Source organism: Massilia sp. Dwa41.01b (assembly GCF_014171775.1).
Classification (GTDB): domain Bacteria; phylum Pseudomonadota; class Gammaproteobacteria; order Burkholderiales; family Burkholderiaceae_D; genus Telluria.
The window spans coordinates 1835741-1856284 of sequence record NZ_CP050454.1; the positions used below are offsets into that span (position 1 = coordinate 1835741).

Consider the following 20544-nt stretch of genomic DNA (forward strand, 5'->3'; position numbering starts at 1 on the left):
GGCCGGTGGCCTCATTCACAGATTCGCGCGGACGCCGTAGGGTGGGCACCCCGTTGTGAAGCCGTAATTGAGGCCCCCGGCCTCAATTACCCCACGCGGAACGATGATCTGTGTTGGCGGCTCTACTGCACAGCGTTGGCTCGAACAAGCGTCAACATCATTCCGCGTCCAGCGCTAACACCATTCATGCGTCCGCGTGGGCACGGGGTGCCCACCCTACGCATCATCCGGCGCCAACAATGTATTACATCCCCGCCGGCGCGTCGCTCGGCGCGACCGGGTTGCGCGGTCCGGTATGCACGCCGGTGACGAAATACTCGGTCTCGCCGAAGCAGGAGGTCGGCACGCCGCGGTGCTGTTCGTAGCTGATCTCGACGCGCTGGCCCATGGTCGACTCGAGCTGCTTGACCAGCTTGTCGTCGCGCACGGTAAAGGCGAAACGCTCGGGAATCGCGCCGGGCATGCTCGAGAGCAGGATTTCGCCTTCCCAGGTCTTGCACAGCCAGCCCTTCTTCGAGAACTTCTGCAGGTAGCCGGCGCGGGTACCTTCCGAGTACGACCAGGTCAGGGTGAACCAGGTGTACAAGCCCGCCAGCACCACGAGGGCGGCGATCAGGGAGAGCAGGATGGCGATGGCGCGTTGCGGCAGGGCTTTCGGCATGGTTGGTATCGTCGGTCAGGTAAGGAAGAAAACAGGTCAGGGCGCAAGGGCGCGCCGTGGCGACATTCTGCCACGGCGTCCGGGATTGTCAAAATGGCAGGCTGGATTGTCGCCAATGCGAGCGGTCACGCCACCTCGGCTTTGTCGCGCGCTTCCTCGAGTTCGTTGCGCTTGCGATGGCGGATCGAGGACCAGAGCGAGACCAGGATGAAGGCCAGCCCCGACAGGCCGGTGAACCATTCCGGAATTTCGTAGTGGACGCTGGCGAACATGATCAGCGCCAGGATGCCGATCGCGTAGTGGGCGCCGTGCTCGAGGTAGACGAATTCCTGCAGCGTGCCCTTGTAGACCAGGAACACGGTCAGCGAGCGCACGAACATGGCGCCGATCGCCAGGCCGAGCATGATGATGACGACGTCATTGGTAATGGCAAAGGCGCCGATCACGCCGTCGAAACTGAAGGAGGCGTCCAGCACTTCCAGGTAGAGGAAGCCGCCGATGCTGCCCTGGGAAATCATCTTGCCGATCGTCGGGTCTTCCTCTTCTTCTTCCAGCAGGCTGCTGATCCAGTCCACTCCGACGTAGACCAGCACGCCGACCACGCCGGAGATCAGCACGGCCAGCTTGCGCTCCTCGGGCATCAGGCTCATCGCGAAGAACACGGCCAGCAAGGTCAGCAGGATGGCCAGGCCCTCGGAGCCGTACTTGCCCACCTTTTCCTCGATCCAGCCGAGCCAGTGCAGCTCCTTTTCGCTGTCGAACAGGAAGTTCAGGAACACCAGCATCAGGAAGGCGCCGCCAAAGGCCGACACTTCCGCGTGGTGCTCGGTGAGGTGGCGCGAGTATTCCTGCGGCGTATCGATGGCCATGTGCCAGACGTCGATCAGGCCGAGGCCGGTAGCGACCGAGACGATCACCAGCGGGAACAGCAGGCGCATGCCGAAGACCGCGACCAGGATGCCGACGGTGAGGAAGAGCTTGCGCCAGAACTCGTTCCAGTGGCGTAGCACCGAGGCGTTGACGACCGCATTGTCGAAGGAGAGCGAGACCTCGAGCACGCCCAGCACCGCCGTGATCCACAAGGCCTGGATCAGGCCCGCCGTGCCGCCGTGCTGGAAGCCCCACCATCCCGCCAGGCCCATCAGCAGGACAGTGACCGCAATGGACAGCTTGAAGTGACGCATGCTTACCCCTTTGATTCCGATATTGGTTGAAATGCCACAGTTCCGTGGCATCTTAACCGTTAGATGCAGGGGAGCGGCGCAGCGCAGGTCGCCGCATGGGGTGGCTTCTGCGATAATGCCGCGCGGAATTACGCTACGCGGACCACCACTGCCCGGATCACCGCTGCTGAACCACTTAAGGAACCCCATGGACTTTGCTTATCTCGTCACGCCGGTACTGACCTGGATGGTCGTCGGCCCCATCAAATTCTTGATCAACAGTGTGCGCCAGCGGCGCTGGGCCTTCAACCTGGTCGGGAATGGCGGCTTTCCGAGCAACCATAGCTCGGTAGTCACGAGCATGGCGACGCTGATCGCACTGCGCCATGGCATCGATCACCCGGCCTTCGGCGTGGCGGTCACGCTCGCCTTCATCGTGATGATCGACGCCAACAGCCTGCGCCAGCACGTCGGCCGCCAGGCTGCCGCCATCAACCGTTTGGCCGCCGGCGCGGCCGGCCACACGACCCTGCGCGAGCGCATGGGCCATACCCTGGTCGAGATCTGCGGCGGCATCGCCACCGGTATCGGCATGGGTTTCCTTATTTATAAGGTTTTTGGCGGCTGATGCGCTGGCTGGGCGGGCAAACCCTGCCCGCCGCGCCTGTCGCGCAAGGGTATTCGCGCTCCCGCGCATGCAGTTCATCGCGCAAATACGCAGTTCATCCATACAAAACCACAACGGGCGGGATCCTCAATTGACTGGTGGGATCGCCTCCGGGATACTGCGCGCTGGCGCTTTTCATTCTCATTCTAATAAGGGCGCCCCGACAAGCCTGCGAGCTGTCCGGGGCCCCAACCATCATCAGAGTCCAACTCGGAGATCCACCATGCTGCGCAACACTCTACTCGTCCTTGCCATCGCGTCGGCCCTGGCCGCCTGCAGCAAGGAGGCGAAGGACCCGGCCAAGCCAGGCCCGAACGCCACCGCCCAGGCCAACCAGAAGGACAGCAAGCCCAGCCATGTGACGGTGGGGCCGGAAGACCTGCTGACGGTGCAGAGCGATGCGCTGGCATCCGGCCCCGTGATCACCGGTTCGGTCCAGCCCGAACGCCGCGCCGACCTGCGCGCCGAAGTCTCCGCCGTCGTGTTGCAGGTGCTTAAGGACAACGGCGAGCCGGTGAAGCGCGGCGACCTGCTCGTGAAACTCGACGAAACGGCACTGCGCGACAGCCTGCTCTCGGCCGACGCCGCCGTACGCGCGGCCGGCCAGGCGCTGGACCAGGCGAACCGCCAGCTCGAGCGCCTGAAAACCCTGCGCGCCTCGGGCATGACGTCGGCCGCCGCTTTCGATGAGGCCGAAGTGCGCCGCAACAGCGCGCTGTCGGAAGTGTCGGCGGCGAAGAGCCGCGCCGCCGTGGCGCGCCAGCAGATCGCCCGCACCTCGGTGCGCGCGCCCTTCGACGGCATCGTCAGCGACCGCAAGGTTTCCAGCGGAGATACCGCCAACGTCGGCAAGGAACTGGTGAAGGTCATCGATCCGAACAGCATGCGCTTCGAAGGACGCGTCTCGACCGACAAGATTGCCAGCGTGAAGATCGGCCAGCCCGTCAAGTTCCATATCAATGGCTACGGCACCCAGCAGTTCAGTGGTGTCGTCAAGCGCATCGACCCTTCGGCCAACGCCGTCACCCGCCAGGTCGAAGTGCTGGTGGGCCTGACCGGCGAACAGCCGCGCGTGGCCGGCCTGTACGCGGAAGGGCGCATCGACGCCGAGAGCTCGAACGTGCTGATGCTGCCGGAAAGCGCCCTGGTGCGGGCCGGCGACAAGACCTCGACCTGGCGCGTGAAGGGCAACCAGCTCGCGAAGGTGGACGTCCAGCTCGGCAGCCGCGACACGCGCACCGGCAACTACGAGATCAAGTCGGGCCTGGCCGCTGGCGACACCGTGCTGCGCAGCCCGGGCTCGAACCTGAAGGATGGCCAGAAAGTGCAGTACACCAACGCAGCCAAGGTGGCCAGCGTCGCCGCGCCGCAGGCCAGCGGAGGAAAATAAGTCATGTTCCTCTCCAATTTCAGTGTCAAGAAGCCGGTCGCCACGATCGTGCTGATCCTGGCGATGATGTGCATGGGGCTCCTGGCCCTGTCGAAGCTGCGCGTCAACCAGAGTCCCGACGTCGAGATCCCGGTCATCGTGGTCAGCATTCCGTATCCGGGCGCCTCGCCCGAGACGGCCGAGCGCGAGATCATCGACCGCCTGGAAAAACAGATGCAGAGCGTGCAGGGCGTGACCGAGGTCGAGTCTTATGCGAACGAGGGCAGTGCCACCCTGGTGCTGCAGTTCGACTTCAAGCGCAACCTGATCGAAGCCTCGGACGACGTGCGCAACGCCATCTCGGCGGTGCGCTACAAGCTGCCCACCGAGATGCGCGAGCCGATCCTGCGCCGCGTCGACCCGTCGGCGCGGCCGATCATGCAGCTGGCCCTGTCCTCGAAGAAGCAGAGCCATTCCGAGATTTCGCGCCTGGCCGAGGATGACCTGGCCGACCGCTTCCGCGCCATCGACGGCGTCTCGACGGTCAACGTGAATGGCTCGCTGCGGCGCGAACTGTCGGTGCTGCTGCGTGCGGACAAGCTGCGCGAATACAACGTCTCGGTGACGGAAGTCGCCAACGCCCTGCGCAACCAGAACACCAATGCACCGGTCGGCAAGGTGCGCGGCGTGCTCGACGAGAAAGGCATCCGCCTGATCGGCCGCATCGAGCGTCCCGAGGACTTTTCGCAGATTGTCGTCAAGCGTAACGGCGACACCATCGTGCGCCTGAACCAGGTGGCCGAGATCAGCGACGGCTTCGCCGACATCGACAGCGCCTCGATCCATAGCGGCGCTCCCAACGTCGGCATCTCGATCGTGCGCTCGCGCGACGCCTCGACCGTGTCGATCGCCAAGCGCGTGCGCGAACTGACCGCCGAGATCAACAAGGAGCTGGCGGACGGCACCGTGCTGACCGTCACCCAGGACGGCGGCGAGGAAGCACAGAGCAGTTTGAACAACGTCATCGAATCGCTGGTCTTCGGCGCGGTGCTGACCGTGTTCGTGGTCTACGCCTTCCTCAACTCGTGGCGCTCGACGCTGATCACCGCGCTGTCGCTGCCGACCTCGGTGCTGGCGGCATTCATCGCCGTCTGGCTGTGCGGCTTTACGCTGAACTTCATGACCCTGCTCGGCCTGTCGCTCGCTATCGGCGTGCTGATCGACGATGCCATCGTGGTACGGGAAAACATCGTGCGCCACATGGAAAACGGTGCCGACCGCCGCAGCGCGGCCCTGAACGGTACCGCCGAGATCGGCATGGCGGTGGCCTCGACGACCTTCTCGATCATGGCCGTGTTCATCCCGGTGGCCTTCATGCCGGGCGTGGCCGGCGAATGGTTCCGTCCCTTCGCGCTGACCGTGACCTGCTCAGTGCTGGTGTCGCTGTTCATCTCCTTCACGCTCGACCCGATGCTGTCGGCCTACTGGGGCGACCCGCCAGGCCAGCACCATGCACCAAAAAAGGGCATTTCGCGCGTGCTGGGCCGCTTCAACGACTGGTTCGACCGCCAGGCCAGCCGCTACGGCAACGTGATTGCCTGGGCGCTGCACCATCGCCGCTGGATGGGCGTGATTGCCTTCCTCAGCCTGGTTGCCGCCATCGCGCTGCAATCGACCGTGGGCGGCACCAGCTTCCTGCCCAAAGGCGACGGCAACAAGATCATGATCGAGGTGCGTACCCCGGCTTCGTCGAGCCTGCGCTATGCGCGCCTGAAGATGGAGCAGGCGGCAAGGCTCGCCCACGACATGAAGGAAACGCGCGCCACCGACGTCGTGGTGCGACCGAATGGCGGCCAGGTCTATGTCGAAATCGGCAAGCGCAACACCCGTAACCGTACGGCGGCCGAGATCGGTGCCGACCTGCGTGCCAGGGTGGCCAGCCTGGTGGGCGCCGAGTACACGGTGATCGACGACCTGGGCGGTGGCGGCAAGCCGGTGCAGATCGAGTTCACCGGCGCCGACTCGCGCAAGCTGATGGAGCTGACCTCGCTCTACATGGAGAAGCTGCGCCAGGTGCCGGGCGCGGTGGACGTGACGCTGTCGCAGCAGGATCCGAAGAACGAGCTGCAGATCGAGCTCGACCGCGGCCTGGCGAACTCGATGGGCGTGTCGGTGGGCGACGCCGCCACCGCGCTGCGCGTGACCTTTGCCGGCATCGAGGTGGGCGACTGGGTCGACCCGACCGGCGAGACGCGCGACGTCGCGGTGCGCCTGCATCCGGACGACCGGGTCAACATCGAGAACATCGAGCGCCTGCCGATCGCGATTGCCGGCACCAATACCATGGTGCCGCTGGAGCAGATCGCCCGCATCAGCATGGGCAAGGGTCCATCGGAAATCCAGCACAAGGACGGCAAGCGCGTGATCACGGTCTCGGCCAATGTCCAGGGCCGCTCGAACGGCGAGGTCACGGCCGACGCGATGGCGCTGGCCAAGACCTTCGATTTCCCGCCAGGCTATGGCCTGGCCCTGGGCGGCGCCGGCAAGGACCAGCAGGAGCTGTTCCGCGAGATGACGATTGCGCTCCTGAGCGGCATCGGCCTGATGTACCTGATCCTGGTGATGCAGTTCGGTTCGTTCACGGCGCCGCTGGGCGTGATGCTGTCGCTGCCGCTGTCGCTGATCGGTGTGGTGCTGGCCCTCATCATCACCCGCGGCACCCTCAACCTGATGAGCTTTATCGGCATCATCATGCTGATGGGCCTGGTGGCGAAGAATGCGATCCTGCTGCTCGAGGCCGCCCGTACGCTGGAACACGAAGGCTATGACCGCGAAGAAGCGCTGATGAAGGCGGGGCGCCTGCGCCTGCGTCCGATCCTGATGACGACCTTTGCGCTGATCGCCGGCATGCTGCCGGTAGCGCTGGCCCTCGGTCCGGACGGCAAGTTCTACCAGCCGCTGGCGGTGGCCATCATCGGCGGCACGATCACCTCGACGCTGCTGACGCTGCTGGTGGTGCCGACCTTCTACGACAGCATCGAGTTCGCCCGCGAACGCATGGCGGTCAAGTTCCATCGCCGTGCCGAGCGCTGGACCGTGCTGCCGGCCTTCCTGATGACCTTCATCGAGGCCATCCTGACGCTGGTGCTGGTGCGCTTCGTGTACCGCATGATCGTCGGCGCCGGGCGCTTCGTCACCGGCCGTGGCCGCAAGCGCGGCGAGCCGGTGCCGCTGGTGAAGAAGCCACGCCGCGAGGCCGCCGAGAAGGTATGATTTCCCGCCGGTTCCGATAGAGAAAAAGCCCGCGCATGCGGGCTTTTTCCTTGCTGCTTGCACAGTGGCCTGTCACGGAACACCCGTGCAGCGCCGCGCCCGTTGTGCGGGCAGCTGCGCGTGGGCGGGGCGGCACCTTCGCAGCTGTCTGGCGCATGCCTGCCGGGCTGGCAGTGCCTTTGCGCTTTCCAGGTCCGGGTGCGAGTCCGGCGCCGCCCTGGGGCATCAGTGATTGCCGCCTTCGTGTCCTGCACCCGGCTTGGTCGAGGCAGGACCGGTGCCGGTGGTGTCGCCGGTGTGGCCGACGGTCTTGCTGCCGGGAGCCGAGGTGGCCTGGGTCGGGCTGCCGCCCGGATTGGCGCCGCCGGTGGTGCCGCCCTTGCCGTCGACGACAACCGCGCCGTCCACGCCGCTGGCGCCGCCGGATGCGCCAACGCTGTCCTGCTTGGTCGATTCCTCGTTGCCGACAGTGCGCGGCGTCACGTTGGTGTTGTACTCGGTCGACGAGAGGCCGGCATTGCCCGCGTTGCCGGTGCCGGCGACGGTGCCGTCGGCCGAGCTGTTACCGGCACCTGGCGTCCTGCTCGTCACCGCGGCGGCGTCGCCTTCGCCGCCGATACCCGCGTCTTTCTGTTTGCAGCCACCCAGCAGGGCAGCCAGCACGGCAGCGGTCACGACGAGGGTAGGGAAGGTGGATTTGGTGTTCATCATGATGTCCTTGTCTAATCGATGCTGCCGGCACGCCCTGGTTTTCGCATTGCAGGGCCGCACCGGCTCGGGGGCAGAAACTGCTGTGAAGTGCACAGTGTGCGGCGGACGCGCTCCAGCGTCGGTGCGGGCGCCAACGTTCGCGAGACGAAAGCGATGCGGGTGGATGTGCGCCGGCGGATCGGCAAGCCGGACGGGGCGGACGGAACACCAGAGCCTCGGCGCAGGTGGAGCGACGCAGCAGCGGAACAGCGGAACAGCGGAACAGCGGAACAGCGGAATAGCGGAACAGCGGAACAGCGGAACAGCGGAACAGCGGAACAGCGGAATAGCGGAATAGCGGAATAGCGGAATAGCGGAACAGCGGAACAGCGAAACAGTGGCACAGCGGAACGGCGGAACAGTGGAGCAGAGAGGCGGAAATAGGGGGCAGGCCAACAGGGGAGGCAAGCCGCAAGAGGACATGCAGCAATGCTGGACGCGGAGACGCCGAGACGCGGAGACGCGGAGACGCGAAGACGCGAAGACGCGGAGACTCAGTCCGGTGCGGTCTGGCCGAGCCAGCGAGAAAAGCCGGCAAGCCGGCGGAACAACGGCAGAGCCCGCGCTGAGCGGGCTCTGCTTGGTAGGCAGCGAAGACCGATTAGCGGCCGGTGCCCGAGGTGCCGGTGGTGCTGCCGGTGCCCGACGAGTCGGTGCTGCCGGTGGTGCCGCCAGAACCGGTGGTGCCGGTGGTGCCCGAGGTGCCGCTGGTGCCGGTGCCGCCGGTGGTGCCGGTAGCGCCAGTGCCGGTAGCGCCGGTGCCGGTTGCGCCGGTGCCGGTTGCGCCAGCGCCGGTGGTGTCGCCGGTGGTGCCGGTAGCGCCAGTGCCGGTGGTGCCGGTTGCGCCGGTGCCGGTGGTGTCACCGGTGGTGCCCATTGCGCCCGTGCCGGTCGCGCCGGTGCCGGTGGCGCCCGTGCCGGTATCACCCGTGGTGCCGGTGGTGCCGCTCGTGCCCGACGTCGAGCTCGGCGCGGTGGCCGAGGTGTCGCCGGCGCCGCCGGTGCCGGCGGTGTCGTTCTTCTTGCAAGCGCCCAGCATGGAAGCCAGCAGGGCAGCGGTCAGCAGAATTTTTGGTGCTTTGGTGATTGCGTTCATTGTTTAAACTCCTCGTTCACGTCTATCTTGTGCCGTAGTCTCCAGGTGAGGCGCTGGAGGGGTAACGGCGCCAGTTCGGTTACACCATGAATCTCTTCGGCACCTCGATCACATTGCCAAACGTCGGATTGCCGCTTGCGACGCCCGAGGTATCCCGACTGCCCGGGTACCGCGCTGCTTCTCCACGTAATCCTTCGCTCGCCAAGCGTGCCCGACGTGCCAGTACGGGTTCATTGGCCTAACCCTCAGGGAACCGACGCAACACGCGGCCCCGTTCAGTGCACGAATTCGACTGTGAAAATTAGACTGCCGTAACTACCGCCAGTTCGCCGAATTGTGCCCTTCTTGCTTTATTCCGCAGTACTGCTCGCGGACTTTGATACCAGTCAAACGGTTGCCCGTTCAACCGGCCCCCCGGCGTTAGCCGGATGGTCGTTACGGGAGGCGGAACCGATTGCGGGTGCGGCTTGCGCCTTCGCCCGCTATGCCTGTTCGACGCTCCTCCCTGTGCCGGCCCCGTGGCCGGCAATCGATTCGAGTAATGCGGGGATCTCGTCGGGGATCTCCCGCGCCAGGTAGCCCAGCACACCGAGCCGCGCGGCCAGGCGTTCGCCGGCGCGCGCATGCAGGGCGACGCCCCAGCAGGTGGCCTGGGCCAGGTCCGCACCACGTGCGGCCAGGCCGGCGATGATGCCGGCCAGGGTATCGCCCGAGCCGGAAATCGCCAGGCCGACATTCCCGCCTTCGTGCTGCCACATCTCGCCATCGGGCGCGGCGATCACGGTACGTGCGCCCTTGAGCGCGACCACCGCGTTCCACTTCACAGCCGCGTCCGCCGCGCGTGCGTCCGGGGCGGCGACGATCTCGGGCTTTGGCGTGCCGGTCAGGTGCGCCATTTCCCCAGTGCGGTGTGACGATCACTGGCTGTTCGAAGCGGAAGGCCTTGCCAGGGTCCCAGCCTTGCGGCGCATGCAGCAGCGTGCCCATGGCACAGGCATCGAGCACGACGACGGTGTCGCTGCCCTGCAGGCGGCCCAGCAGGCCGTGCACCAGCTCGGCAGCCGCCGCTTCATCCTGCATGCCGGGCCCGATCAGGACCGCGTCGACGCGGTCGGCCAATGGATCCAGGCGGGCGATGGCATCAAGCTGGAAGCCGCCGGCTTCGGTTTCGGCCAGGCCGATCACGCGCGCTTCCGGCATGGCCAGTGCCACCAGTTGGGCAACGCTGGCCCCGGTGGCGACCGTGAGCTTGCCGGCACCGGCGCGCAGGGCGGCAGTGGCGGCCAGGATCACGGCACCAGGCATTTCGCGCGAGCCGCCCAGCACCAGCACGTGGCCACGCTCTTCCTTGTCGCCGCCCACGCCGGGCATCGGCAGGGGCCAGGCTTGCAGGAGTTCCGTGGTGACGTCGTGCATGACCGCAGCGGTATGGATGGCATTCATGGAAGCTCCGCTCAGGCCTTCGCCGCCGTCGGGACATCCTTGTCGACCGTGACCGGCGTGCCGGTTGATTCCAGCGGCGCGACGAAGTTCACCAGGCGCACCACCAGCTTGCCGCGCTTGCCCTCGTCCGGATGGAAGGCATACGAGGTGACCGAGCAGTTCGGCACGTCGCCGGCGCGGTCGTAGGCGAGGATGCTGGCCTCGTCGAGGCGCTCGATCAGGTAGCGGAAGCAGTTGACGATGACCTGGTGGGCGACGATGAGCACGCGTTCCTGGCGGTAGTCGCGCGAGAGCGTGTCGAGCACGCTGCGCAGGCGCAGGATGACATCGCACCAGCTTTCGCCGCCGGGCGGGCGGAAATAGAATTTGCCGACGTGCTGGCGCTGCGCGTAGAGCTCGGGATACTTGTGGGCGATGCCGTGCGTGGTGAGGCGGTCGAGGATGCCGAATTCCTTTTCGCGCAGGCGCTCGTCGGCATGCACCGCCAGCAGCGACTCGCGTTCGAGGCGGCGCATCAGGATCTTGGCGGTTTCGGCCGCGCGCACATAAGGGGAGTGCAGCACGACATTGGGCCGCTCGCCCCGGGGCAGGGCGGCGAACCAGGAAGCGAGGGCCTCGGACTGGCGCACGCCCAGCTCGGACAGGGGCACGTCGACGTCGCGCTCGGCGATGTCGATCTCGTGCCCGGCCGCGGCTTCGGCGACGTCGCGTGCGACGTTACCGGCGCTTTGCCCGTGCCTGACCAGCCAGATTTCCTGTGGCCACTTCTGTTCCATTACCTGCCCGTCGTTGATGTTGACATGACATCATCATAGACGGATTCGTCAGCGGGTCCGCGCACGATTCCGCGCGCAAACAATCGCAGCCGGCAGGCGTTCAGGCGGCTTGTTCTTCCCCGTCCAGATTGGTTTCCGCGTCGCTATTAAACACCGCCATGTCGGTGGCGCCGAGGACGCGCGCCGTGATTGTGCCGGCCGTGATGGAGCCGCTGACATTGAGCGCGGTGCGGCCCATGTCGATCAGCGGCTCGATCGAGATCAGGAGTCCGGCCAGTGCCACCGGCAGGTCAAGCGCCGACAGTACGATCAGCGCAGCAAAAGTGGCGCCGCCGCCGACCCCGGCCACGCCGATCGAACCGAACACGACGATCGCTAGCAGGGGCAGCAGGAAGCCGGCGTTCCAGGGATCGATGCCCACCGTCGGGGCGATCATCACCGCCAGCATCGCCGGGTAGATGCCGGCGCAGCCATTCTGGCCGATGGTGGCGCCGAAGGAGGCGGCGAAGTTGGCGATGCCTTCGGGCGTACCGAGGCGCGTCGTCTGCGTTGCCACGCTCATCGGGATCGCACCGGCGCTGGTGCGCGAGGTGAAGGCGAAGGCCAGCACCGGGAAGATTTTTTTCAGGTAGCGTGCCGGATTCAGGCCGCTGACGCCGACCAGCACCAGGTGCACGCAGAACATCAGGATGATGGCGCTGTACGAGGCCATCACGAAGCCGAGCAGGTTCAGGATGTCCTGCAGGCTCGAGCCGGCGACGACTTTCGCCATCAGCGCGAACACGCCGTACGGGGTCAGGCGCAGTACCAGGGTCACCATGCGCATCACGATCGCATGGGCGACCTGCACGAAATGGCTGAACGAGGCAAATTCAGCCGGCTTCTTGCCCGCGATGCCGGTGGCGGCGATGCCGATGAAGACCGAGAAGAACACCACCGCGATGGTCGAGGTCTTGCGCGCGCCCGTCATGTCGAGGAAGGGATTGGCCGGGATGAACGACAGCAGCATCGACGGCAGTGAAATCTCCTTTGCCGTCGACAGCGAGCCCTGCAGGTATTCGCCGCGGGCGACTTCGGCCGCGGATGCCGTCAGCCCGACCGCAGACAAGCCGTAGAGCTTGGCCATCAGGATGCCGAGCACGGCGGCCAGGGCGGTAGTGGCGATCAGGATCCCGATCGTCAGCACGCTGATCTTGCCCAGCGAGGCGGCGTCGCGCAGCTTGATGATGGCGCCAATGATCGACACCATGATCAGCGGCACCACGATCATCTGCAGCAGCTTGACGTAGCCGCTGCCGGCGACGTCGAGCCAGGCATTGGTGGCGGCCACTTCGTTCGACGCCGCACCGTAGAGCGCTTGCAGGGCCGCGCCGAGCAGCACTCCCAGCCCGAGACCGGTGAATACGCGGCGCGTGAAGGAGACATGGCGGGCCTGCATGCCGTAGAGCAGGGCGCAAACGGCCAGCGCGACGGCCAGGTTCAGGATCAGGGGCAAGGTCATGGAACGCCTTCCGTGGCAAACGAATGTTGCAGAAATTTAAACGCAGCATTCTATAGGCAAACGAACCCGGCCGCAGGAAGCGGTGCGTGAGCCTTTTGCCAAGTAGCTTGTCAGGGGAGTAAAGGAACGTTGCCGTGTAGCGACAAAACCCGCAAAACCAGCAGGGTTTTTCCGGGATTGTTTCCTTATGGATGGGGATATTTCTATAATTCAACGCAGCGTCCCGTCGCACTGTCGACCAACACCCACTCGCCCCAGCGCACCTCAATGTTCAAGACCCTCACTATCAAGACCCGGCTGATCTTTGTCATCGGCTTCCTTGCCATCGAACTGATTGCGGGATTCGCGATCGGTATCCTCAACCTGGAAAAGGCCAACGGCGCACTCGAGTCGATGTACACGGATCGGCTCAAGGCGCTGGCCCAGCTTGGCGACGTCGAGCGTGCCATGTTGCGCAACCAGGTCCTGATCGGCAAGGCAACCCAGCCGGGCGCAGCCGTCGGAGAGATCGTCGACCAGATGGCAGCCAACACCGCCATCGTGACGAAGAGCTGGACCGAATACGCCGCGACCAGGATGGACGCCAACGAAAAGCGTGCCGCCGAAAAGTTCACCGCTTCGCGTGCCGCCTTCGTCAACGGTGCCCTGCAGCCGATCGTGACGGCCCTGCGCGCCGGCGACATCGCCCGTGCCACCGAACTGATGAACGGCCCCATGCACGCCCTTGCCGTCCCGATGGGCAAGGACATCGATGCGCTGGTGCAGATCCAGGTCGAGGTCGCCCGCGCCGACTACCAGCGCTCGCAGGAGATCGTGAAAATCGTGCGTCTCGTCTGCGTTACCGGCCTGGCGCTGGGCCTGGTCATCGCGGCCGTGCTCGGCTGGCGCATGGTGCGCGCCATCGTGCGTCCGCTGGAAGAGGCGGTGAAGATTGCCGGCGCCGTCGCCCAGGGCGACCTGACCCAGAAGATCGAGGTGCGCTCGAACGACGAGACCGGCCGCCTGATGGCGGCCCTGAAGGACATGAACGATTCCCTCGTCGAGATCGTGACCCGGGTGCGTGCCGGTACCGACACGATCGCCACCGCCTCGAGCGAGATCGCCGATGGCAACCTCGACCTGTCTTCGCGCACCGAGCAGCAGGCCGGTTCGCTCGAGGAAACAGCCTCGTCGATGGAAGAACTGACCTCGACCGTCAAGCAGAATGCCGACAACGCCCGCCAGGCCAACGTGCTGGCCGGCTCGGCCTCGACGGTGGCGGGCAAGGGCGGCGCCGTGGTGGCGCAGGTGGTCGAGACCATGGGTGCAATCAACTCCCCGGCCAACAAGATCGTCGAGATCATCACCGTCATTGACGGCATTGCCTTCCAGACCAACATCCTGGCGCTCAATGCCGCTGTGGAAGCGGCGCGTGCCGGCGAGCAGGGCCGCGGTTTCGCGGTCGTGGCCGGTGAAGTGCGCAACCTGGCCCAGCGCAGCGCCGCAGCGGCCAAGGAAATCAAGCTGCTCATCGACGACTCGGTCGAGAAGGTGCACCATGGCGCGGCCCTGGTCGACCAGGCCGGCGCGACGATGAACGAGATCGTGCACAGTGTCGGCCGCGTGACCGACATCATGGCCGAGATCAGCGCGGCCAGCCAGGAACAGAACGCCGGCATCGAACAGGTGAACTCGGCCATCGCGCAGATGGACCAGGCCACCCAGCAGAACGCCGCCCTGGTCGAAGAGGCATCGGCAGCGGCCCAGTCGCTGCAGCAGGAAGCGACGATCCTGGCGCGCACGGTCGGCGCCTTCCGCATCGAAGGCTCGGCGCCGCTTTCGGCGCCGGCCCGGCAGACGCTCGCCGCCCCGGTGGCCAGGACGGCTGCGCCTGTCCGCCTGGGCAAGCCCGCGTCGGCCAAGGCCGTCAGCAAGCTTGCCCGCGCCGCGTCCGCGCCGAAAGCTACCGCGACTGCGGGCGACGGCTGGGAAGAGTTCTGACGGCAACGTAGGTCAGCGCGCCGCGCCTGCGAGGGTAGCGGCCCGAACGGAAGGGAGGAAGGGGGCGACGGTGTCGCCCCTTTTTCTTTTTCCTTTACGCAAACACTGCCTTGAGAAAAGTCGATCTTCGGTTCTGCTGCGTTTGCGCAGACGCGTGCCGTACTGTCGCGCTTACGCTGGGAGCTCGACCGATCATTCCGAGGAGATGTCATGCGTCCTGTTGCATTCCTGCGCCTTGCCGGCGCTGCCTTGCTGGCCATGCCCCTGCTGGCGGCCGCCGTACCGCGCTATACCGTCACCGTGCTGGCCGGCGCCGGCAGTCTCGCATGGGACATCAATGCCGCCGGCCAGGTGGTCGGCGAAGAGGGCGGTAATGCCTGGCTGTACGCGGATGGGCTGTTCACGACCCTGGGTAGCGGCGCCGGGCGCGGCATCAACGACAGCGGCCAGATTGCCGGCGAATCGGGCGGCAACGGTTTTCTCTACAGCGGCGGTGCCATGACCTGGATCACCGGCTGGGGTGTCACCACGGTACGTGGCATCAACAACGACGGCACCGTCGTCGGCATGGCCGAATACGAAGACGAGGAAGAGGGTTTCGTGCGCCATGCCTACAGCTACCGCGATGGCGTTTCCACCGACCTCGGCACCCTGTACGGCATCCGCAGCCAGGCCAATGCCGTCAATAACCTCGGCCACATTGCCGGCGGCACCGATATCGGCGGAGCGCCCAACTGGCCTTTGACGCCCTTCCTCTACCGCGACGGCGGCATGAGCGACCTCGGGCCTTTCAACGGACCGTGGAGCGAAGCCATGGCGGTCAACGACCTCGACCAGGTGGTCGGCTATGCCGGCTACGCACCCCGCGGCGGCGAGCTCTATCCGCGCGGCGCCTTCCTCTGGGATGCCGGTACCACCTACGATCTCGGCGCATTGACCGGCAGCGACTACAGCTATGCCAACGGCATCAACAACCTGAGCCAGGTCGTGGGCTGGTATGGCGACGGCCTCGCAACGCGCGCCTTCCTCTACGAGAACGGTAGCCTGCTCGACCTGAACACCCTGATCGATCCCGCGTCAAGCTGGGTAGTGTCGGACGCCACCGCCATCAACGACCTTGGCCAGATCGTCGGCACCGCCTGCCGCGCTGGCGCCTGCCACGCCGTGCGCCTGGACCTTGTCGCGGCCGTTCCGGAACCGGCAGCGTGGAGTCTGTTGCTGGGCGGGGGCGTCATGCTGGGCTGGCGTCGGCGGGTGCGCGGAAGGCGTGCCTGATCCGCGCCGACGGCTGCCCGGGGTCCTACCGGCCTAACCAGCTGCTTTCGCCGAGCCGTTCGTCAGGCAAGCCAACATACCGAATGTGGATGCGTTCGGCGGGCCCGTCCGGCAAATACTCGACCGTCAACTTGCCGTCGCGCGAAGCAAGCGTCCGGTCCGTCACCGGCAGCAACTTGTGCCGCCGATACCGGTTCAGGTCGAGATAGAGCTCGTCGTCAACCAGCCGCATGCGGATCTTGCGTCCGTTGTCGAGCAGGTACTCTCCGGCGATGTCGAATTTCAGCTCGCTGGCATCGCCACGGCTGATCGAGGGAGAAGCAAGAACGGTGGTGGAAACGAAGGCGAGGCAAAGCAGTGCACGCATGGCTGTCCTCCATCGAAAGGTTCACATCGGGTGCTTACGAGGGTTGGACAGGGGAGGGGTCAACAATACTTCGCGTATGCATCGAATTTCTCTGCACACATGCCAGGTCACGCGGATCAAGGACGGCGTTCGTAGGAAACGCGAGGCGCAACCGCAAGGAAGGGAGCGAAAACAAAAACGCCAACCCGAAGGTTGGCGTTTTCGTTGAAACTTGGTAGGCCGTGCGGGATTCGAACCTGCGACCAACGGATTAAAAGTCCGCTGCTCTACCAGCTGAGCTAACGACCCGAAAGAAGCAAGATTATAGGGGCGCGCCGTCGTGCTGTCAAACGTGCAGCACCAGAATGTTGCTGTGCAGTCTTATTTCATCCGGTCAAGGCATCCAGCAGCACTTACTTCAGCGCCGCCAGCCGGTCCTTCGCCGCCTGCGCAGCCTGCGAACTCGGGAACTTCGACACCAGGGCCTGCAGCGCCTTCTTGGCCTTGGCCTTTTCCTTCAGCTGGGCGTAGCTGGTAGCGATGTTGAGCATGGCGTCCGGTGCCTTGGGGCTGCTCCCGTAAGCGGTGGTCACGACTTCCTGGGCGAGGATCGCGTTCTTGTAGTCGCCCAGCGCGTAGTAGGCATTGCCCAGCCAGTATTGCGCATTCGGGGCGTACGCCGATTCCGGATAACGCTTCACGAAATCCTGCAGGGCGCTTGCTGCGCGCTTGTAGTCCTGTGTCTTCAAGATTTCCATGGCGCTGTCGTAGGCCTGCTTTTCCGAAGGCAGCACTTCGGCGGTCTGGCCGTCGATATTTTCCTGGCGTGGCTCGAGTTTCTTGATGCGCGCGTCAAGGTCGGCATACAGGGTACGCTGGCTGTTCTGCGCCTTGGCCACTTCATTGGCCAGCACTTCGATCTGGCCGCGCAGCTTGGCGATCTCGGCCATGGTCTGTTCGTGCTGGTTCAGGATGTCGAGCGTGACCGTCTTGTCGGACTTGGCATCGAGGCGCGTCGTCAGGTCGCGTGTGATGTTGTCGACCTTGGCACGCAGGTCGAGGATGGCGCGGCGGGCTTCATCGTCGTCGAGCAGGCCGGCGGAGGCCTGCAGCGGCAGCACGAAGGCCAGCAGCATGGCGGCAAGGCGGGACGGGGACAGTTTGATCATGTCGTGTTCTTTCTAAACCAGTCGGAAGTCGAAACGGGGAGGCCCGGGGTGCATGGCCGCAGCTCGCGGCATGTTGCGATCCGAATGTTGCAATGAAAAACGGGGCGGTTGCAGTCTGCACTGCCCCCGCCCCGCTGTCAATCAGCCGCGCCTGACAGGCTCCCATGGCGGCGTTGCATTCGTCTCGCCGTACTCGCGTACTGTCTTCGACGATGCGCCTTGCCCTGGAAGCCCGTCAGGCACGGCAGGCTGCTATCTGGCCGGATTACTGGTAGACGATGTCGGCGCGGCGGTTTTCAGCCCAGGCCGATTCGCCCGAACCGGTTGCCTTCGGCTTTTCTTCGCCCAGCGACACGGCTTCCATCTGGTTCTCGGCCACGCCCAGCGCTGCCATCGAACGGCGCACGGCTTCGGCGCGCTTCTGGCCCAGGGCCAGGTTGTATTCGGTACCGCCGCGCTCGTCGGTGTTACCCTGGATCAGGACCTTGCGGCCTTTGTTCTGGTTCAGGTAGTTCGAGTGGTTCGCGACCACTGGCTTGCCGTCTTCACGCACGACGTAGCTGTCGAAGTCGAAGTAGACGCTGCGGTTGGCCAGCACGCCTTTCGGATCGTTCAGCGGATCGACGGTCGCGGTTTCCACCGGACGGATGTCGCGCGGCTCGGCGGCTGGGGCCGCTTCCGGCGTACGCTCGACGACCGGGGTCTCGGCGACTGGGGTTGGCGATTTGCAGGCTGCCATCAGGGCGGCTGCGGCGATGATGAAAGCTACACTCTTAACGTTGCGCATGGTTTTTTCTCCTGGTCTTGGTTGGTGATGTACTTCTTTTGCTTCTTTACTTCATGAAGGGACCCCAGCTGGGCTCCCGAATATTTCCCGCTTTGGTGCTCAAGCGCTGCTTGACCCGACCGTCCACCGATACGACGGCCAGCGAGACGCGCCCGCCACCTTTGTTCGCATACATGATGTACTTGCCGTTAGGCGAGAAACTCGGTTCGGTGGCGCCATCGGCCAGGCGCAGTTCCTGGCCGCTGGCGAGGTCCTTCGCAAAGAGGGAGAAGCCGCCGTCGCGCTGCGAAATCCAGGCCAGGGTCTTGCCGTCTGGAGATACGCGCGGGCTGATGTTGTAGTTGCCGTTGAAAGTGACGCGGGTCGCATTGCCGCCCGAAACAGGCATCTTGTAGATCTGCGGGCCGCCACTGCGGTCGCTGGTGAAATAGATGGTCTGGCCATCGGCCGAGAATTGCGGCTCGGTGTCGATGCCGTTGCCGGTGGTCAGGCGGCGCAGGCCGCTGCCGTCGGCGTTGACGATGTAGACCTGGTAGCTGCCCGACTTCGACAGGGCAATCGCCAGCTTGCTGCCGTCCGGCGACCAGCTCGGTGCCGAGTTGCTGCCTTTTTCGTTGGCGATCACGCGGCGCTTGCCGGTGACGAGGTCCTGCATGTAGATGACGGGTTTGCGGTCCTCGAAGGACACATAGGCGACGCGGCCGCCGTCCGGCGACCAGGACGGCGAAATGATGGGCTCGCGTCCGTGCACGGCCACGATCTCGTTCTCGCCGTCGGCATCGGCCACCGCCAGCGCGTAGCTGCGTCCGGCGCGGTTTTCCTTCACGTAGGCGATGCGGGTCGAGAAGATGCCGCGTGTGCCGGTCAGTTTTTCATAGACATCGTCGGCGATGCGGTGGGCCTGCAGGCGCGTGTATTTCGGCTGCACTTCGCCGCCCAGGGTCGAAATCTGGCTGCCCTTGACGGTGTCGTAGAGCTTGTAACGAACGGCAAAACGGCCGTCCGGCTGCTTTTGCACGCTGCCCACCACCAGGGCGTCGGCGCCGCGCGACTTCCAGGCCGCCGCATCGACGCTGGCGCTATCGCTGATGACCTGGCCGGCATTGATGACCTTGAAGACGCCGCTGCGCTCGAGGTCGTTGCGGACGATGGCCGAGATCTGGTCCGGCGCCATGGCTTCGTCGGCAAAGGCGGCAACGGCCACCGGAATCTGGTTGCTGCCTACGCCGGCGATTTCCACCTGCAGCTGGGCCTGGGCCGTCGACCCGATCAGGAGGGTGGCGGTAAATAAAAAGGTATGCAGTTTTTTCATGCGTTCTCTCGGCAAAGATTGTTCAGTGCGGTCATTCCAGGTCTTTCATGGAGAAGCCGACCACCACAGTGCGCTCCACCGTACCATCTTTCCTTTTTGGAAGTGGTGACGATTTGTTAATGCCGCGCTCCACCGCGTCGTCGAACTGCGGTATGCCGCTGCTCTTGGTCAGGCGTACCGACAGGATTTCGCCGGTCGGCAGCTGGTCGACCTTGAAGACGGCTTTCGGGTTACCCGGCACATCGGTGCTGCCGGTGAAGTTCGTGTTGCTCTTCACTTTCGCGGCAATCGCGGCCTGGTAGCTCGGGTCGCCTTTCGGTCCGCTCGACTTCTCGGCGCTGCCGGTGCTGCCGATTGCGCCCATCATGCGCTTGAGGTCGTCGGCGCGCATCTTGTCGAGCTTGGCCTGGTCGGCCTTGTCGGCCTTGAGCTTGGCGGCTTTCTCTGCGGCGGCAGTTTTCTTCTTGTCTTCGTCGGCTTTCTTATCCGCTTCCTTTTTCTCGGCTATTTTCCGTTCCGCATCTTTCTTGTCGGCCGCGTCCCTTTTCTTCTGTTCGGCGATCTCTTTTTGACGAGCGATGTCGCGCTCCTTCTGGTCGATCTCGCGCTGCTTCTTCAGTTCAGCCAGCTTCTTCTCGCGCTCAAGCTTGATCTCCGCCTGGCTCGGCTTCACCGGCTCCGGCTCGACCGCTTTCGGAGGCGGCGGCACCGGCTTCGGCTGCGGCGCCGGCTCGGGTTCCGGTTCGGGTTGCGGCGGCGTCGGCAGGGGTGGGGCGGCAGCCGTTTCGACCTTCATGTCCCAGACCTCGGCCTCGACCGCGATCGGCTCCTTGTTCTGCCAGCTGATGCCGAACCAGAGAAAAGCGAGCAGCACGGCGTGCACGCCCACCGCCAGCAGGATGGCCGGCATGCGGTTCGGTTCGGGAGGCACCGTGTAGGGGGCGCCTGGGGTGGCTGGCTTCATTGCGGACATGCT

The 20544-nt window shown here is 65.1% G+C and carries 17 protein-coding genes, 1 tRNA gene and 1 pseudogene; 5 read left to right on the forward strand and 14 right to left on the reverse strand.

The features are described from left to right. Positions 1 to 244: 244 nt before the first annotated feature. Positions 245 to 661: a hypothetical protein gene (locus tag G4G28_RS08325; RefSeq protein ID WP_182991592.1), complete on the reverse strand. Its 417-nt coding sequence runs from the start codon at positions 659 to 661 to the stop codon at positions 245 to 247. 125 nt (positions 662 to 786) lie between these two features. Next, on the reverse strand, positions 787 to 1845 hold the full coding sequence (locus G4G28_RS08330; protein ID WP_182991593.1) for a DUF475 domain-containing protein: 1059 nt from the start codon (positions 1843 to 1845) through the stop codon (positions 787 to 789). Positions 1846 to 2032: 187 nt separating this feature from the next. On the opposite strand from G4G28_RS08330, the gene G4G28_RS08335 reads away from it, so the two are divergent. From G4G28_RS08335 to G4G28_RS08345, 3 genes are all read left to right on the forward strand, one after another. Then, positions 2033 to 2452, forward strand: a complete 420-nt coding sequence (locus tag G4G28_RS08335) for a divergent PAP2 family protein (RefSeq protein ID WP_182991594.1) — start codon at positions 2033 to 2035, stop codon at positions 2450 to 2452. A gap of 262 nt (positions 2453 to 2714) precedes the next feature. Then, the gene (locus G4G28_RS08340) at positions 2715 to 3881 is read left to right on the forward strand and encodes an efflux RND transporter periplasmic adaptor subunit (protein WP_182991595.1); all 1167 of its coding nucleotides are present in this window, start codon (positions 2715 to 2717) and stop codon (positions 3879 to 3881) included. 3 nt (positions 3882 to 3884) lie between these two features. After that, positions 3885 to 7133, forward strand: coding sequence for an efflux RND transporter permease subunit (locus G4G28_RS08345; protein WP_183108236.1), 3249 nt, complete (start codon positions 3885 to 3887; stop codon positions 7131 to 7133). Positions 7134 to 7358: 225 nt separating this feature from the next. Here G4G28_RS08345 and G4G28_RS08350 read toward each other — a convergent pair whose 3' ends face one another. The 6 genes and pseudogenes from G4G28_RS08350 to G4G28_RS08370 form a co-directional block, all read right to left on the reverse strand. After that, on the reverse strand, positions 7359 to 7841 hold the full coding sequence (locus G4G28_RS08350; RefSeq protein WP_182991596.1) for a hypothetical protein: 483 nt from the start codon (positions 7839 to 7841) through the stop codon (positions 7359 to 7361). A gap of 643 nt (positions 7842 to 8484) precedes the next feature. Beyond that, positions 8485 to 8979, reverse strand: a complete 495-nt coding sequence (locus G4G28_RS08355; RefSeq protein ID WP_229425558.1) for a hypothetical protein — start codon at positions 8977 to 8979, stop codon at positions 8485 to 8487. A gap of 482 nt (positions 8980 to 9461) precedes the next feature. Next, entirely contained in the window at positions 9462 to 9875 is a 414-nt protein-coding gene (locus tag G4G28_RS28070) for an NAD(P)H-hydrate dehydratase (protein ID WP_308601975.1), read from the reverse strand. 64 nt (positions 9876 to 9939) lie between these two features. After that, positions 9940 to 10422, reverse strand: a pseudogene (locus G4G28_RS28075) (NAD(P)H-hydrate dehydratase); the annotation flags it as partial. A gap of 11 nt (positions 10423 to 10433) precedes the next feature. Next, a complete protein-coding gene (locus tag G4G28_RS08365) occupies positions 10434 to 11198 on the reverse strand; it encodes a histidine phosphatase family protein (RefSeq protein ID WP_182991598.1) in 765 nt (254 codons plus the stop codon). Positions 11199 to 11298: 100 nt separating this feature from the next. Then, the gene (locus G4G28_RS08370; protein WP_182991599.1) at positions 11299 to 12699 is read right to left on the reverse strand and encodes an L-cystine transporter; all 1401 of its coding nucleotides are present in this window, start codon (positions 12697 to 12699) and stop codon (positions 11299 to 11301) included. Positions 12700 to 12966: 267 nt separating this feature from the next. On the opposite strand from G4G28_RS08370, the gene G4G28_RS08375 reads away from it, so the two are divergent. Then, the gene (locus G4G28_RS08375) at positions 12967 to 14679 is read left to right on the forward strand and encodes a methyl-accepting chemotaxis protein (RefSeq protein WP_183108237.1); all 1713 of its coding nucleotides are present in this window, start codon (positions 12967 to 12969) and stop codon (positions 14677 to 14679) included. A 210-nt stretch (positions 14680 to 14889) separates the two neighbouring features. Then, on the forward strand, positions 14890 to 15954 hold the full coding sequence (locus G4G28_RS08380) for a PEP-CTERM sorting domain-containing protein (RefSeq protein ID WP_182991601.1): 1065 nt from the start codon (positions 14890 to 14892) through the stop codon (positions 15952 to 15954). Positions 15955 to 15979: 25 nt separating this feature from the next. Here the strand turns inward: G4G28_RS08380 and G4G28_RS08385 are convergent, their stop codons facing one another. From G4G28_RS08385 to tolA, 6 genes are all read right to left on the reverse strand, one after another. Then, on the reverse strand, positions 15980 to 16321 hold the full coding sequence (locus G4G28_RS08385) for a hypothetical protein (protein ID WP_182991602.1): 342 nt from the start codon (positions 16319 to 16321) through the stop codon (positions 15980 to 15982). Between the two features lie 212 nt (positions 16322 to 16533). Then, positions 16534 to 16609 (reverse strand) — tRNA-Lys (locus G4G28_RS08390). A 104-nt stretch (positions 16610 to 16713) separates the two neighbouring features. Then, positions 16714 to 17469 carry a tol-pal system protein YbgF gene (ybgF, locus tag G4G28_RS08395; protein ID WP_182991603.1) on the reverse strand — a complete coding sequence of 252 codons (756 nt, stop codon included), beginning with the start codon at positions 17467 to 17469 and terminating at the stop codon, positions 16714 to 16716. 265 nt (positions 17470 to 17734) lie between these two features. After that, on the reverse strand, positions 17735 to 18256 hold the full coding sequence (gene pal / locus G4G28_RS08400) for a peptidoglycan-associated lipoprotein Pal (protein WP_182991604.1): 522 nt from the start codon (positions 18254 to 18256) through the stop codon (positions 17735 to 17737). A 46-nt stretch (positions 18257 to 18302) separates the two neighbouring features. After that, complete coding sequence (tolB, locus tag G4G28_RS08405; protein ID WP_182991605.1) at positions 18303 to 19568, reverse strand: Tol-Pal system beta propeller repeat protein TolB; 1266 nt, start codon at positions 19566 to 19568, stop codon at positions 18303 to 18305. 31 nt (positions 19569 to 19599) lie between these two features. Further along, complete coding sequence (gene tolA, locus G4G28_RS08410; RefSeq protein ID WP_308601978.1) at positions 19600 to 20541, reverse strand: cell envelope integrity protein TolA; 942 nt, start codon at positions 20539 to 20541, stop codon at positions 19600 to 19602. Positions 20542 to 20544: the final 3 nt, after the last annotated feature.